Annotated in this window: 10 protein-coding genes and 1 pseudogene; 5 read left to right on the plus strand and 6 right to left on the minus strand. The window is 71.3% G+C overall.

Going from position 1 to position 14,519, the window contains the following annotated elements; all coding sequences use genetic code 11:
• Positions 1 to 439: 439 nt before the first annotated feature.
• Positions 440 to 2,185, plus strand: a complete 1,746-nt coding sequence (locus ACSNOH_RS11250; RefSeq protein ID WP_436721106.1) for a TIGR03767 family metallophosphoesterase — start codon at positions 440 to 442, stop codon at positions 2,183 to 2,185.
• A 7-nt stretch (positions 2,186 to 2,192) separates the two neighbouring features.
• Here ACSNOH_RS11250 and ACSNOH_RS11255 read toward each other — a convergent pair whose 3' ends face one another.
• A complete protein-coding gene (locus tag ACSNOH_RS11255; RefSeq protein WP_436721107.1) occupies positions 2,193 to 3,239 on the minus strand; it encodes a hypothetical protein in 1,047 nt (348 codons plus the stop codon).
• Between the two features lie 292 nt (positions 3,240 to 3,531).
• Complete coding sequence (gene pepN / locus ACSNOH_RS11260) at positions 3,532 to 6,126, minus strand: aminopeptidase N (RefSeq protein WP_436721108.1); 2,595 nt, start codon at positions 6,124 to 6,126, stop codon at positions 3,532 to 3,534.
• Between the two features lie 106 nt (positions 6,127 to 6,232).
• On the opposite strand from pepN, the gene ACSNOH_RS11265 reads away from it, so the two are divergent.
• A complete protein-coding gene (locus ACSNOH_RS11265) occupies positions 6,233 to 6,886 on the plus strand; it encodes a DsbA family oxidoreductase (protein WP_436721109.1) in 654 nt (217 codons plus the stop codon).
• Between the two features lie 163 nt (positions 6,887 to 7,049).
• Positions 7,050 to 7,643 carry a hypothetical protein gene (locus tag ACSNOH_RS11270; protein ID WP_436721110.1) on the plus strand — a complete coding sequence of 198 codons (594 nt, stop codon included), beginning with the start codon at positions 7,050 to 7,052 and terminating at the stop codon, positions 7,641 to 7,643.
• A gap of 98 nt (positions 7,644 to 7,741) precedes the next feature.
• On the opposite strand, the gene ACSNOH_RS11275 is transcribed toward ACSNOH_RS11270, so the two are convergent.
• The 3 genes from ACSNOH_RS11275 to ACSNOH_RS11285 all read right to left on the minus strand — a co-directional run bounded on the left by ACSNOH_RS11275 (position 7,742) and on the right by ACSNOH_RS11285 (position 11,554).
• Positions 7,742 to 8,380, minus strand: a complete 639-nt coding sequence (locus ACSNOH_RS11275; protein WP_436721111.1) for a superoxide dismutase — start codon at positions 8,378 to 8,380, stop codon at positions 7,742 to 7,744.
• 195 nt (positions 8,381 to 8,575) lie between these two features.
• Complete coding sequence (locus tag ACSNOH_RS11280) at positions 8,576 to 9,988, minus strand: amino acid permease (RefSeq protein ID WP_436721112.1); 1,413 nt, start codon at positions 9,986 to 9,988, stop codon at positions 8,576 to 8,578.
• A 171-nt stretch (positions 9,989 to 10,159) separates the two neighbouring features.
• Positions 10,160 to 11,554 carry an amino acid permease gene (locus tag ACSNOH_RS11285; RefSeq protein ID WP_436721113.1) on the minus strand — a complete coding sequence of 465 codons (1,395 nt, stop codon included), beginning with the start codon at positions 11,552 to 11,554 and terminating at the stop codon, positions 10,160 to 10,162.
• Positions 11,555 to 11,843: 289 nt separating this feature from the next.
• On the opposite strand from ACSNOH_RS11285, the pseudogene ACSNOH_RS11290 reads away from it, so the two are divergent.
• Positions 11,844 to 12,326, plus strand: a pseudogene (locus ACSNOH_RS11290) (biotin transporter BioY); the annotation flags it as partial.
• Between the two features lie 8 nt (positions 12,327 to 12,334).
• Here ACSNOH_RS11290 and ACSNOH_RS11295 read toward each other — a convergent pair.
• Positions 12,335 to 13,753 (minus strand): amino acid permease, encoded by a 1,419-nt coding sequence (locus tag ACSNOH_RS11295; RefSeq protein WP_436721126.1) that lies wholly within the window; start codon positions 13,751 to 13,753, stop codon positions 12,335 to 12,337.
• A 189-nt stretch (positions 13,754 to 13,942) separates the two neighbouring features.
• On the opposite strand from ACSNOH_RS11295, the gene ACSNOH_RS11300 reads away from it, so the two are divergent.
• Positions 13,943 to 14,431, plus strand: a complete 489-nt coding sequence (locus ACSNOH_RS11300; RefSeq protein ID WP_436721114.1) for a ribose-5-phosphate isomerase — start codon at positions 13,943 to 13,945, stop codon at positions 14,429 to 14,431.
• The last annotated feature ends 88 nt before the right edge of the window (positions 14,432 to 14,519 follow it).

A 14,519-nucleotide genomic window follows, 5' to 3' on the forward strand; every position in this document is an offset into this window, starting at 1 on the left:
TCCGGAAATCGGAGCCGGATGACCGATCACTTTTATGGAAGTGACGGGGGTTTGGGGAGAGTTGTCGGAGCGGGAAGGTAAGGATGGCGTAAACCCGCCATGCGCCACTCGGGAGGAAGCGTGACGGAGGCCGTGAAGCGGTCAGGGGCGTTCTCCCAGCTCAGAGGCTGTAGGGCAAACGGACTACAGCAGCGGCCCCAGAACCTGCCCAGTGTTCCCCCCGAGGGTGAACGCTGAGTGAGCGTCAGCCCGCCAGGGGACGAGTGCTGTATGTCCCTTCGCATTCGCCAAGATCGATGTGCGGTGATCGGCGGCGGCCGTTGCGGCCGCGTTCACGCCCAGGTCACCCCCGCTGCCAACGATCCTCGGTAGGAAGGATCGCTGCCGGCACGCACCGCAGCCCGTAGCCCGCTTCGCGTTCGCACTCGGGGAGACCGCTATGCACCGCAGATCCGACAGATCCGCAGACGCCCGCCTCGACCGCCGTACGTTCCTCGCGGCAGCGGGCGCCGTGACCACCGCCACCGGCATCGGCCTGGCCCTGGGCGGCGACCCCCTGCCCGCCGCGGCGCAGCCGGCCGACCCGGTGCCCGGAGCGGCGGCGGCCGCTTCCGCGGGCGCGGAGGCCGCGTCCGTCTACGGCCCGAACGGCGCCGGCACCACCCTCGTGTCGGTCGCCGCCCCGCGCGGCACCGGCGGCTACCGGCGGCTCGGCGACGGCCCCGGCTGGCCCCGGCAGGTCCGCTCCGAGCTGGCCGAGCCCCAGCGCGGCCGCGAGGACCGCCGCACGACGCTCGCGTCCTTCGTGCAGTTCACCGACCTGCACCTGACGGACGTGCAGCACCCGCTGCGCTACGAGTTCTTCCGGGCCGGCGAGCCCGGCGCGTGGCGGCCGCACGAGGCGCTGACCCTGCCCGGCGTCGTCTCGCTCATCGAGCGCGTCAACCGGCTCCGGCACGGCCCCGCGACGGGCGCGCCGCTGTCCTTCGTCATCACCACCGGCGACAACGGCGACGAGAACGCCAAGATCGAGGTGGAGTGGTTCCTGACCGCCATGAGCGGCGGCCGCATGACCCCCAACACCGGTGACCCGCGCCACTACGAGGGCGTCCAGAACAGCGGCCTGAAGCTGTTCTGGCAGCCGGAGAGCGCCGTGCGCGACCAGGACAAGCAGGCCGGCTTCCCGCGCATCCCCGGCTACCTCGCCGCCGCCGTCCGGCAGGTCAACAGCCCCGGCCTCAACGTCCCCTGGTACTCCACCTACGGCAACCACGACGGCCTCTCCGGCGGCTGCTACCCGGCCGCGGGCAGCTTCATCGCCGAGGCCGCGACCGGGAACAAGAAGCTGCAGATCGTCTCCGCCGCCCAGGCCAAATGGCTGATGGAGGGCGAGTCCAAGGGCGTCGACCCCAAGGGACGGCGCATAGAGGAACTGCTGAAGGAGCACAAGAAGGAGATGCGCACCGTCACGCCCGACCCCCGGCGGGTCCCGCTGACAGCGCGTCAGTACGTCGCCGCCCACCTCGACCCGCGCCACAAGGGCCGCGGCCCCCTCGGCCACGGCTACACCCGCGAGAACCTCGACACCGGCGACCTCTACTACTCCTTCAAGATCTCCGACAAGGTCATCGGCATCAGCCTCGACACCACCGACCCCGGCGGCCACTACCAGGGCTCGCTCGGCACCGGTCAGCTGCGCTGGCTGGAGCGCACCCTGAAGCGCTACGAGGACAAGTACGCGCTCGTCTTCAGCCACCACCCCAGCTGGAGCATGGACAACCTCACCCCCGACCCCGCCAGACCCGGCGAGGACCGCCACGACGGCAACGAGCTCATCGCCGTCCTGCGGGACCACAGCAACGTCCTCGCCTGGATCAACGGCCACAGCCACCGCAACCGGATCCGCCCCCGCGGCACCTTCTGGGAGATCGCCACCGCCTCGCACGTCGACTACCCGCAGCTCGCGCGCGTCATCGAGGTCGCGGACAACCACGACGGGACGGTCTCGCTCTTCACCACCCTCATCGAGTCCGCCGCCCCCTACCGCACCGACTTCGGCGACCTCTCCCAGACCGGTCTCGCCTCCCTCTACCGCGAACTCGCCTTCAACGCCCCCGGATCCGACACCTCCCTCAGCGGCGCGCCCGCCGACCGCAACACCGAACTCCTGCTGTCCCGCCGCTGAGACGGCCTCAACGGGGCAGCACCACCAGATACGCGGCGGGGTCGCGGTCGGCCGACGCCATCAGGGCGGTACGGACCACCGCGGCCTGCTGCTGCGGCGACTCGCGCAGCTTCTTCGGCGTGACGTGCACGACCATGATCCCGAGCCGCTCCAGGTGCTCCCGCTTGCGGAACTGCGCCGACCACACCGCCTCGTCGTCCTGCCGGGGCGTCCGCGCGTCGATCTCCACGGCCACGCCGTGCTCCGGCCAGAACGCGTCCACCCGGCCCAGGTGCGGGCCGCCGGGCAGCCTCAGGTCCACGTTCCACAGCGGCACCGGCAGCTGGTGGTCGCGCACCAGGTCGTAGAGCCGGCCCTCGGCGACGGCCCGCCCCTCGGCCAGCAGCGTGTCCACCGCGTCCACCACGTGGGAGCGGCCCAGCAGCCGCGCCTGCGTCAACTCCTTCACGACAGCAGCCGCTTCGCAGTGCCCGCCGCGCACCGCCTCGGCCAGCAGCCGGCGCACCGTGGAGGCGTCGGTCAGCTGCGCGACCGCGTCCGCGACCGCCCGGGCCACCGGCGCGACGGGCACGCCCGTCAGCAGCTGCGGGTGCGGCAGGGAGTGGGCCCGCACGATCCGGGCGAAGCCCGTCGTCCGCAGCCGGCGGGTGCGCGGCACGAGCACGTCGATGTGGTCGAGGGCCAGCAGCGGGGGCACGGACGTGAAGCGGTGCAGGGCCAGCGCCGCGGCCCCTGTGATCATCGCGGGGCCGTACGGGCCGGCCGCCGCCTCCCGGGCCGCGGCGGTGGTGGTGCCGGGGCCCGGCGAGCCGGGGGTGCGCGGCACCGTGTACAGCAGGGCGGCGTGCAGCCGCTCCTCGCTGGTGGCGGGCCCCGTGCGGAGCAGGAAGACGCCGGGCAGCAGCTGCTGCCAGGGCCCGCCGGGGCGGCAGCGCTCCCCGGCGGCAGGTCCGGACACACCGTGGTCGCGCAGCTGACGTGCGGTCATGACACGGTGACGGACGTCGGAGAGGTGGTGCAGGGGGCGCGGGGAGAGAGGAGTGTCGGAGTTCATGCCCGGCAGGTTCCCGCGTCCGCGGCGGCCCCTAACCCGGTGTTACAGCCCCGTCGACAATTCCGGACAACGCGGCCCTGAAGTACGGGTTGTTCGACGGCGGTGCCCCGGCTCCGCAGCTCCGGGCGCCGCCCCGCTCGTGCCGCTGCAGGCGGCATCTCGTGCCCGCAGCAACGGCGAGAAGCCCCCGGCAACGTGTCCGGCGGTGCCGGACCAAGCCCGGCCCGCCGCAACCGGAACGCCCGGCCGCGGGACCACCCCGCAGCCGGACCGTACCCCGTACGCCGCGGAGTTACTCCGCGGCGCGATCGCACTCCTGCGCCCGCAGCGCACGCGCAAGGTCGTCGCGCGCTTCGAGCACGAGCCGCCGCAGCGCCGCCGGCGCCTCCGCGTGCTCCGCGAGCCAGGCGTCGGCCGCACCGAGGGTGCGGGAGTCGTCCTGCAGAGCCGGGAAGAGCCCCCGCACGACGGCCATCGCGTACTCGATGGACCGCTCGCGCCAGATGCCCTCGATCACCGCGAAGTAGCGCTCGGCGTACGGCGCGAGCAGCTCCCGCTGACCCGGCTGGTCGAAGCCCGCGATCGTGGCCTCGGCCAGGGCGTTGGAGAGCTTGTCGGAGCCGACGACCGCCTGCCACGCCTCCTCCTTGACCGCTGCGGACGGCCGCGACGCCAGGCAGCGCACGCTGTGCCGCTCGCCGGAGGCGGTGTTGTCGCGGGCCAGCTCCGCGGCGATCGCCGCCTCGTCGGCCGCGCCCTGCCCGGCCAGCGCGGCCAGGAGCGCCCAGCGCAGCTCCTGGTCCACCTCCAGGCCGTCGATCTGCGCGGTGCCGTCCAGCAGGCCGCGCAGCAGCTGCAGGTGGGAGGCGTCCGAGGCCAGCTGGGCGAAGAAGCGCGCCCACGCCAGCTGGTGGCCGCTGCCCGGCTCGGCGCGCCGCAGCTCGCGCAGCGCGCCCTCGGCGAGCTCGCGCCCGCCCTGCTCGCGCCACTCGGGCGACGCGTAGTGCACCAGCGCGGTGCGGGCCCACGCCTGCAGCATCTGCAGCACGCCGACCTCGCTCTCGGCGCCGGCGAACCGCTCCACGAGGCCGGCGAAGTCGCGGGCGGGCATCAGCCCGTCGCGCGTGAGGTTCCACAGCGCCGACCAGCACAGGGCGCGCGCGAGCGGGTCCGCGACGTCGCCCAGGCGGGCGCGCAGCGTGGCGAGCGAGGTCTCGTCGAAGCGGATCTTGCAGTAGGTGAGGTCCTCGTCGTTGACGAGGATCAGCTCCGGGCGCTCGGCCCCGGCCAGGCCGGTCACGACCGTGCGCGGCCCGTCGACGTCGACCTCGGTGCCGGCGTAGCGCACGAGCGCGCCGTCCGCGCCCTCGCGGCGGTAGAGGCCCACGGCCACCCGGTGCGGGCGCAGTTCGGGGTGCTCGGGGGAGGCCTCCTGCAGGATTGCGAGCTCGGTGATCCGGTCGGCGGCGTCGTACGTGGCGAGCGGCGTGAGCGAGTTGACGCCCGCGGTCTGCAGCCAGGAGCGCGCCCACGCGGCCATGTCCCGGCCGGAGGTCTCCTCCAGCACCTCCAGCAGGTGCGACAGCCGGGTGTTGCCGAAGGCGTGCCGCTTGAAGTAGCGCCGGGCGCCCTCCAGGAAGGCGTCCCGGCCCGCGTAGGCGACGAGCTGCTTGAGGACGGAGGCGCCCTTGGCGTACGTGATGCCGTCGAAGTTGAGCTTGGCCTCCTCCAGGTCGTGGATGTCGGCCGTCACCGGGTGCGTGGAGGGCAGCTGGTCGGCGCGGTAGGCCCACGCCTTGCGGCGGTTGGCGAAGGTGATCCAGCCGTTGGTGAAGCGGGTCGCCTCGACCATGGAGAAGGTGCCCATGAAGTCCGCGAAGGACTCCTTGAGCCACAGGTCGTCCCACCACTCCATGGTCACCAGGTCGCCGAACCACATGTGCGCCATCTCGTGGAGGATGACGTTGGCCCGGCCCTCGTAGGCCGTCTGCGTCACCTTGCCGCGGAAGACGAACTCCTCGCGGAAGGTCACCAGGCCCGGGTTCTCCATCGCGCCGAGGTTGTACTCGGGCACGAACGCCTGGTCGTACTTCCCGAAGGGGTACGGGTAGTCGAAGTGGTCGTGGAAGAAGTCCAGGCCCTGCTTGGTGACGGTGAAGACGTCGTCCGCGTCGAAGTGCCGGGCCAGGCCCTTGCGGCAGAGCGCGGCCAGCGGGATCTCCAGGGCCGTGCCGTCCGGCAGCTTGCGGCTGTAGTGGTCACGGACCACGTGGTAGGGGCCGGCCACGACGGCCGTGATGTAGGTCGAGATCGCCAGGGTCGGCGCGAACCGCCAGGTGGCGGCGTCCGCCCCGGCGGGCTCGGGCTCGCCCTCCTGCGCGCCGTTGCCCAGGACCGTCCAGCCGGCCGGGGCGGTCACCGTGAGCGAGAACGGCGCCTTGAGGTCGGGCTGCTCGAAGTTCGCGAAGACGCGGCGGGCGTCGGCCGGCTCGTACTGGGTGTAGAGGTAGACCTCCCCGTCCTCGGGGTCCTCGAAGCGGTGCAGGCCTTCGCCGGTGCGGCTGTAGGCGCACTGCGCGTCGACGACCAGGACGTTCTCGGCGGCCAGGCCGTCCAGGGCGATCCGCGCGCCGTCGAAGACCACGGCCGGGTCCAGTGCGCGGCCGTTCAGCGTGACGGCCGTCACGGCGGGCGCCAGCAGGTCCGCGAAGGTGGCGGCGCCGGGCTCGGCGCAGCGGAAGCGCACGGTCGTCACCGAGCGGAAGGTGCGGTGGTCCGGTCCCGCCCCCACCGCGGACCGCAGGTCGAGTGCCACCTCGTAGGCGTCGACCGTCAGCAGCCGGGCCCGCTCCCGGGCCTCCTCGCGGGTCAGGTTCTCACCGGGCACGTCGGGACTCCCTCAGCTGGATGGTGTGTGTCGGGCAACAGCGGAATCATGGCACGGGGTGTGTTTGTTGAAACGGCGAACGAATCGCCCTTCCGAGGAGACCCGCGTGACCGCCGCCGAGAAGACCGCTGCCCAGAAGACCCCCGCCGACTTCTGGTTCGACCCGCTGTGCCCCTGGGCCTGGATGACCTCCCGCTGGATGCTGGAGGTCGAGAAGGTCCGCCCCGTCGAGGTGCGCTGGCACGTGATGAGCCTCGCCGTCCTCAACGAGGACAAGCTCGACACGATGGACGAGCGGATGCGCACGATCATGCGGACCGAGGCGTGGGGCCCGGTGCGCGTGTGCATCGCGGCCGCCGCCAAGCACGGCGAGGACGTGCTCGGCCCGCTCTACACCGCGCTCGGCACCCGCTTCCACAACCAGGGCCTGCCGCGGGACCGCGAGACGATCGTCGCCGCGCTGGAAGAGGTGGGCCTGCCCGCGGAGCTCGCGGACGTCGCCCACTCGGACGCGTTCGACGGCGAGCTGCGCGCCTCGCACGCCGAGGGCATCTCGAAGGTCGGCCAGGACGTCGGCACGCCCGTGATCGCGGTGCCGGGCGCGGACGGCGGGCAGATCGCCTTCTTCGGCCCGGTCGTCACCCCGGCCCCCAAGGGCGAGGCGGCGGCGCGGCTGTGGGACGGCACGCTGCTGGTGGCGTCGACGCCGGGCTTCTACGAGATCAAGCGCACGCGGACCCAGGGCCCGATTTTCGACTGAGTGCAGTGCCCTGCTCGGCGCGCGGTTCTGTCACTGCGGGCCGTCGGTGGCTGGTCGCGCCCACGCGGCGGAGCCGCAGATCGGCACAGCCCCGCGCCCCTGACGGGGCGCGATGCGCGCCGGCCGACGCGCGCATGGGCCCCGTCTCCCTTAATGTCCCGGTATGGGGCAGACCGGAGTCACGTCGCCGATCGGCTGGGACGGCGGTCGGGCGGACGCGGACGCACCGCTCGCGAGCAGGTTCGCCGAGCGGCCCGTACGCCCGTACGACCTGCTGCTGCGCGCGTACGGGCAGGCCCTGGCCGGCGCGCGGGCCGCGCTCGGCCGGCGCCGCTCGGCCGGCGCCCTGCGCCACTACCTGCGCGGCACCGGCGCCCCCTACCGCGTGGACGCGGACGCACTGCTGGCCCTCCCGGCCGTGCGCTCCGCGGCCGCGGAGCAGTTGGACCGCTGGCGGGCCGAGGCGCTGGAGCGGTGGCGCGACGGGCCCGGAACGGCCGCCGCCTACCCCGCGGACAGCGGCTGGCGCGAGGTGAGGCTCCCCAGGGCGTGGGGGAGCGCCGACTGGCGGCGGGTGCTGCCCGCGTTCGCGTACCGGCTCACCGGCACCGTACGGGTCGCGGCCGGCGGCACGGCCACGGCCGACTACCGCTTCGCGGTGCTCGCGTGCTGGGACGCGGGGCGGCTCGCCCGGCTGCACGACGCGGGGCTCGCGAAGGGGTTCACGGTGACGGGCGAGGCGTTCGGCCACGCGTGAGCCGCGAAACGAGCAGGCCCCCGCGAGGCGGGGGCCTGCTCCGCCTGCCACGTGAAGGGTGAGAAGACGATCACGAGCAGGACGACAGGAGCCGTTCCTTACGGAACGAGCAGCAGGTTGCCGCGCTGCTTGGCGGCCTCGAACCGCTTCGCGACGTCCTGCCAGTTGACGACGGCCCACATGGCGTCGATGAAGTCGACCTTCTGGTTCTTGTACTGCAGGTAGAAGGCGTGCTCCCAGGCGTCGAAGACCAGGATCGGGACCGAGCCCTGGCCGACGTTGCCCTGGTGGTCGTAGACCTGCTCGACGATCAGCTTGCCGCTGATCGGCTCGTAGGCGAGCACGCCCCAGCCGGAGCCCTGCGTGGTCGCGGCGGCCTTGCTCAGCTGGGCCTTGAACTTGGCGAAGGAGCCGAAGGACTCGGCGATGGCGTCCGCGAGCTCGCCCACGCCGTCCTTGTCCAGGGGCTCGCCGCCGCCGTCGCCGGACATGTTCTGCCAGTAGATGCTGTGCAGGATGTGGCCGGAAAGGTGGAAGGCCAGGTTCTTCTCCAGGCCGTTGATCGCACCCCACTGGTCCTTGTCACGGGCCTCGGCGAGCTGCTCCAGGGTGTCGTTCGCGCCCTTGACGTACGCCGCGTGGTGCTTGTCGTGGTGCAGCTCGATGATCTTCGCGTCGATCGTCGGCTGCAGCGCAGCGTAATCGTAGGGGAGTTCAGGAAGTGTGTAGATGGCCATGCCGAGCCCTCCGACTTATTGCAATTAGCTTGCAAGTGGACGTTACCAGCAAGAGCATCTGACGCGCCGTAAGGGGGGCGTCATCCCGGTGGATCTCCGACTAAAGACCGAGGCGGGCTAGGTCCTGAAGATCAGGACCCAGCCCGCCTCGTGGGGGGTGTGGTGATGGTCAGTGGCGTGACCGAAAGCGCTCGGTCAGTGCTTCCCGGCCGTCACGCGCTGTCGCACGTAGCCGATCAGGGCGAGGGCGCCGGTGAGCCCGGCCGTGAAGTACAGCTGCACGCGGGTGTCCTCCTCGCGCAGCATCAGGGCCAGCACGCCCACGATGCCGATGAGGGCCACCCAGGTCAGCGCCGGGAAGAGCCACATCTTCACGACGAGCTTCTCCGGCGCCGTGCGCTCCAGCTGCCGGCGCATCCGCATCTGTGTGACGGCGATGAAGCCCCACACCACGAGCACCGCCGCGCCCGTCATGTACAGCAACCACTTGAAGACCGTGTCGGGCCACCAGTAGCTGAGCAGGACGGCGAAGAAGCCGAAGGCGGAGGAGGCGATCACCGTCAGCCGCGGCACGCCGTTGCTGACGCGGGCCAGGAAGCGGGGGCCCTCGCCGCGCATGACCAGCGAGTGCGACATCCGGGAGGCGCCGTAGATGTTGGCGTTCATCGCGGAGAGCAGGGCGACCAGCACGATCACGTTCATGATCTGCCCGGCGGCCGGGATGTCCAGGTACTTCAGGACCGCGACGTAGGGGCCGTCGGTCAGCAGCGACTTGTCGTTCCAGGGCAGGACGGTGACGACGACCAGCATCGAGCCGACGTAGAAGAGGGCGATCCGCCACATCGCCGTGCGGACGGCCTGGGCGACGCCCTTGACCGGCTGCTCGGACTCCGCGGCCGCGATCGTCACCGTCTCCAGGCCGCCGTACGCGAAGACCGACGCGAGCAACCCGACGACCAGGCCGTTCGCTCCGTTGGGGACGAAGCCGCCGTGCCCGGTGAGGTTGTCGGCGCCCGGGGCCTCGGTGCCCGGCAGCACGCCGGCTATCGCCAGCACGCCCAGGACGAGGAAGATGCCGATCGCCGCGACCTTGAGCGTCGCGAACCAGAACTCGAACTCGCCGAAGTTGCCGACCGCCGCGAGGTTCGTCCCGCAGAAGACGGCCATGAAGATCAGCACCCACATCCACGAGGGCGTGGAGGGGAACCAGGACTGCATGATGTGCGCCGCGCCGATCGCCTCCACGGCGATGCCCACGCACAGCTCGACCCAGAACATCCAGCCGGCCGTGAAGCCGGCCCACGGGCCGATCGCCTTCTCGGCGTGGACGGAGAAGGTGCCCGAGGCCGGGTTGGCCGCGGCCATCTCGCCGAGCATCCGCATCACGAGCATCACGAGCAGCCCGGAGGCCGCGTACGCGAGCACGATCGCCGGACCGGCGGCGGCGATGCCCGCCCCGGAGCCGACGAAGAGGCCGGCACCGATGACCCCGCCGAGGGCGATCATCGACAGGTGGCGCTGCTTGAGGCCGTGCGACAGATCCGTGCCGCCCGGCGCCTGGCCGCTGACCGCGCGCTCGGGCGCGGAGGTCGCAGAAGTCCGAGTCATGGTCGTGTGTGTCCCGTGGGGTGAGAGCGGAAAAGTGGCCTCAGTGTGGGGGTCATGTTCGCCCAGGACAACACCTGTGACAGAGCTGTCCGATATTCAGACGCAGGTATGACTGTGCGTGCCTGACATCTCGCCAGAAGGCGATGAGAACGAGCCGTTCCCGCCCGGCCGTCAGGCCGTACGGCGCAGCCGGAGCTCGCGCACCCAGGCCACCACGAGCACCGCGGCGGTCGCCGCGGCCGACCACAGCAGCTGCGGCCGGGCCCCCTCGTCGGTGACCATCAGCACCAGCACGCCGGCCATCCCGGCCAGAGCGACCCAGGTCAGATAGGGGAAGGCCCACATCTTCAGGGCGAGCTTCTCCGGCATCTCGCGCTCGATGCGCCGCCGCAGCCGCAGCTGCGAGACCGCGATCAGGCCCCAGACGAAGAGCAGTACCGCACCCACGGCGTTCAGCAAGTACCGGAAGATCGAATCCGGCCACTCCAGATTGAGTATCACCGAGGCGAAACCGAACGCCACCGACGCCATCACGGCCCGCCGCGGCACGCCGTTGCCCGCCACCTTCAAAAGCCCCGCGGGCGCCTCGCCGCGCTCGGCGAGCGAGAAGACCATCCGCGACGAGCCGTAGAGGTTGGCGTTGAGCGCGGACAGCAGGGCCACGAACACGACGATGTTCATGATCTGCCCGGCGGCCGGGATGCCGATGTGGTCGAGCACGGCCACGTACGGGCTCCGGCCCGGCTGCATCGACGACCAGGGCAGGAGCGTCACGATGACGAGCATCGAGCCCACGTAGAAGAAGAGGATGCGCCACACGGCGCTGCGCACCGCACGGCCGACGGCGCGCGCCGGGTCGTCGGACTCGGCCGCGGCGATCGTGAGGACCTCCAGGCCGCCGAAGGCGAAGACGACGGCGAGCACGCCGGAGACGACGCCGCTGACGCCGTTGGGCAGGAAGCCGCCCTGGCCGGTGAGGTTGGAGAAGCCCACCGCCTCGGTGTCCGGCAGCACGCCGAAGATCGCCAGCAGGCTCAGCGCCAGGAAGAGGACGATCGCCCCGACCTTGAGCGCGGCGAACCAGAACTCGAACTCGCCGAAGTTCTTCACCGCCGAGAGGTTGGCGGCCGTGAAGACCACCATGAAGATCAGCACCCAGGCCCACTGCGGGACGCCCGGCACCCAGCCGTTCGCGATCTGCGCCGCGCCCGTCGCCTCCACGGCCAGCACGACCACCAGCAGGAACCAGTACAGCCAGCCGACGGTGAAGCCGGCCCAGCGGCCCAGCGCCCGCTCGGCGTGCACCGAGAACGCGCCCGAGGCGGGCATCGCCGCGGACATCTCGCCGAGCATGCGCATCACCAGCATCGCGAGCGCGCCCGCGATCAGGTACGACACGACGATGCCCGGGCCCGCGACCGCGATGCCGGCCCCGGAGCCGACGAAGAGGCCGGCGCCGATGACGCCGCCCAGTCCGAGCATCGTGAGGTGCCGCTGCTTGAGCCCGGCCGACAGGGGTTCTTTCTCGGCCGCGAGCGAATCGGCGGCGGGGGGTGCGTCGTGCATGGGCTCGTACTCTCGGATCCGCGCGAAAAGCGCTGGGGGTCTTCGCACGGCCGCGAGAAGCGGGCGCAAAGAGATATAGGTGACTCCACATTCTCCCGGGGAGGCGCCCGGAGCCAAGCCTCAAGGGATTCCAGTGACAAGCATCACGCGTAATTCCGTCTGCGGCGGGAACCGCGCTGGGAAGTCTCCAAGGCGGACGGCCCGCCTTTGTCATTGCCGCGCGCTGTCCGGCCGGGAGCCCTCGGCTAACGTCACAAAGTCACTTGTCCCCACCACCTGCGGAGTAACGATGGCCACCGCCGCTGCCTCTGTTCCCCGGACCGGTACGGTCCTCGCCGATCTGCTCCCCGCCGCGACCGACGGGCGCGCCCGGGTCCGCGACGCGGCCCTGATCCTCGGCGGAGCCGCCCTCACCGGCCTCGCGGCGCAGATCGCCGTCCCCGTGCCCGGCTCCCCGGTCCCGGTCAGCGGCCAGACCTTCGCGGTCCTGCTCGTCGGCACCGCCCTCGGCGCCCGCCGCGGCTTCCTCTCGCTCGCCCTGTACGCCGTCGCGGGCATCGCGGGCATGCCGTGGTTCGCCGAGGCCCGCTCCGGCGCCGCGTTCCCCTCCTTCGGCTACGTCCTCGGCATGCTGCTCGCCGCGACCGTCGTCGGCGCCCTCGCCCGCCGCGGCGCCGACCGCTCGGTCCTGCGCACCGCGGGCACGATGGCCCTCGGCTCGGCGATCATCTACGCCGTCGGCGTGCCGTACCTGGCCCTGGCCGCTGCGTTATGCGCGAGCTAGCGCTGCATCGCGCGGTGACGGCGGTCCAGCACCAGGCCGATCGCCACGACGACCACGCCCACCAGGCAGGAGGCGAGCACCGTCTGGCGGTTGTCCCCACCGGTGTAGAGCATGTAGCCCAGCACGAACGTGATCATGCCGATCGTGGCCCACGTCAGGTACGGGAAGAGCCACATCTTCACCGTCAGCTTCTCCGGCATCTCCCGCAGGATGATCCCGCGCATCCGCAGCTGGGTGAAGCAGATCACCAGCCAGACGAAGAGGGCGACCGCGCCCGAGGAGTTCAGCAGGAACTTGAAGACGGTGTCGGGCCACACGTAGTTGAAGATCACCGACAGGAAGCCGAAGACCACCGAGGCGAGGATCGCGACCTGCGGGACGCCCCGCTTGTTGACCGTGGCGAACGACTTCGGCGCGTCGCCGCGCTGACCGAGCGAGAAGGCCATGCGGGAGGCGGTGTACAGGCCCGAGTTCAGGCAGGACAGCACGGCGGTCAGCACGATGACGTTCATGACCTGGCCGGCGTGCGGGATGCCGATCGAGTCGAGCGCCGCGACGTAGCTGCCCTTCTCCGCGATCTCCTTGCTGTCCCAGGGCAGCAGGCTGACCACGACGAAGATCGAGCCGAGGTAGAAGACGGCGATGCGCCAGATGACGCTGTTGGTGGCCTGGCGGACCGCGCGCTGCGGGTCCTCGGACTCACCGGCGGCGAGCGTGACGATCTCGCTGCCCATGAAGGAGAAGACGACCATCAGCACACCGGTGAGGATCGCGCCCGCACCGTTGGGCAGGAAGCCGCCGTGCGCGGTGAGGTTGTCCAGCCCGGCGCCCGGGTTGTCCGAGCCCGGCAGCAGGCCGAAGACGGCCAGCAGACCGATGACCACGAAGCCGGCGATCGCGACGACCTTGATGCCCGCGAACCAGAACTCGAACTCGCCGTACGAGCTGACCGACGCGAGGTTGGTCGCCGTCAGCACGACCATGACGATCAGGGCCCAGGCCCACTGCGGGACGTCCGGTATCCAGCCGTTGAGGATGGCGGCGCCCGCCGTCGCCTCGACCGCCTGCACGACGACCCAGAAGAACCAGTACAGCCAGCCGATCGAGAAGCCGGCCCAGCGGCCGAGCGCGCGGTCCGCGTAGGCGGAGAACGAGCCGGACGTCGGGTTGGCCGCGGCCATCTCACCGAGCATCCGCATCACGAAGACGACGAGCGCGCCGACGAGGGCGTAGGAGATGAGAATGCCGGGGCCGGCGGCGGCGATGCCGGACGACGAACCCACGAAGAGGCCCGCTCCGATGACACCGCCAATGGCGATCATGGACAGGTGGCGGTTCTTGAGCCCGGCCTTCAGGCCGTCCCCGCCCGCCTCCGGGGCGTGGCCGGGATCGCCGGTCGTCGACCCCTTCGTCATGGTCGGCGGTGTCGCGCTCATGTGCACGTTCCTTCGGGTTGTTCCTTAGGTTCTCGGGTTACGAGTTCCCGCATTAGAACTTTTCGAAGGTGACTTTAGGAAGACCCGAATCCAATTCGTTGTGTTCACTCAGCGTTACCACCCACCTGTTGTCCGATCACCGTCCCCGGACGTGCCACACTCGGACGCATGCGCGTGTACCTCGGCTCCGACCATGCCGGCTACGAACTGAAGAACCACCTCGTCGAGTGGCTCAAGGCCCACGGCCACGAGCCCGTCGACTGCGGTCCCCACATCTACGACGCCCAGGACGACTACCCGCCGTTCTGCCTCCGCGCTGCGGAGCGGACCGCCGCCGACGAGGGCAGCCTCGGCATCGTGATCGGCGGCTCCGGCAACGGCGAGCAGATCGCCGCGAACAAGGTCAAGGGCGTCCGGGCCGCCCTGGCCTGGAGCGAGCAGACGGCCGCGCTCGGCCGCGAGCACAACAACGCCAACGTCATCAGCATCGGCGGGCGCATGCACACCCAGGAGGAGGCGACCAAGTTCGTCGAGATCTTCCTGGCCACGCCGTACTCCGGCGAGGAGCGGCACACCCGCCGCATCGAGATGCTGGCGCGCTACGAGGAGACGGGCGAGCTCCCGCCGATCCCGGCGCACCACCCGCAGGAGGGCTGACCTCACGTCGTGAACGCCGGACGGGCTGAAAGACCAGCCCGTCCGGCGTTCGAGGACGAGCGCGTTCAGCGCGATCACGAGAACAGCC

This window comes from Streptomyces sp. URMC 127 (assembly GCF_051386535.1).
Classification (GTDB): Bacteria; Actinomycetota; Actinomycetes; order Streptomycetales; family Streptomycetaceae; genus Streptomyces.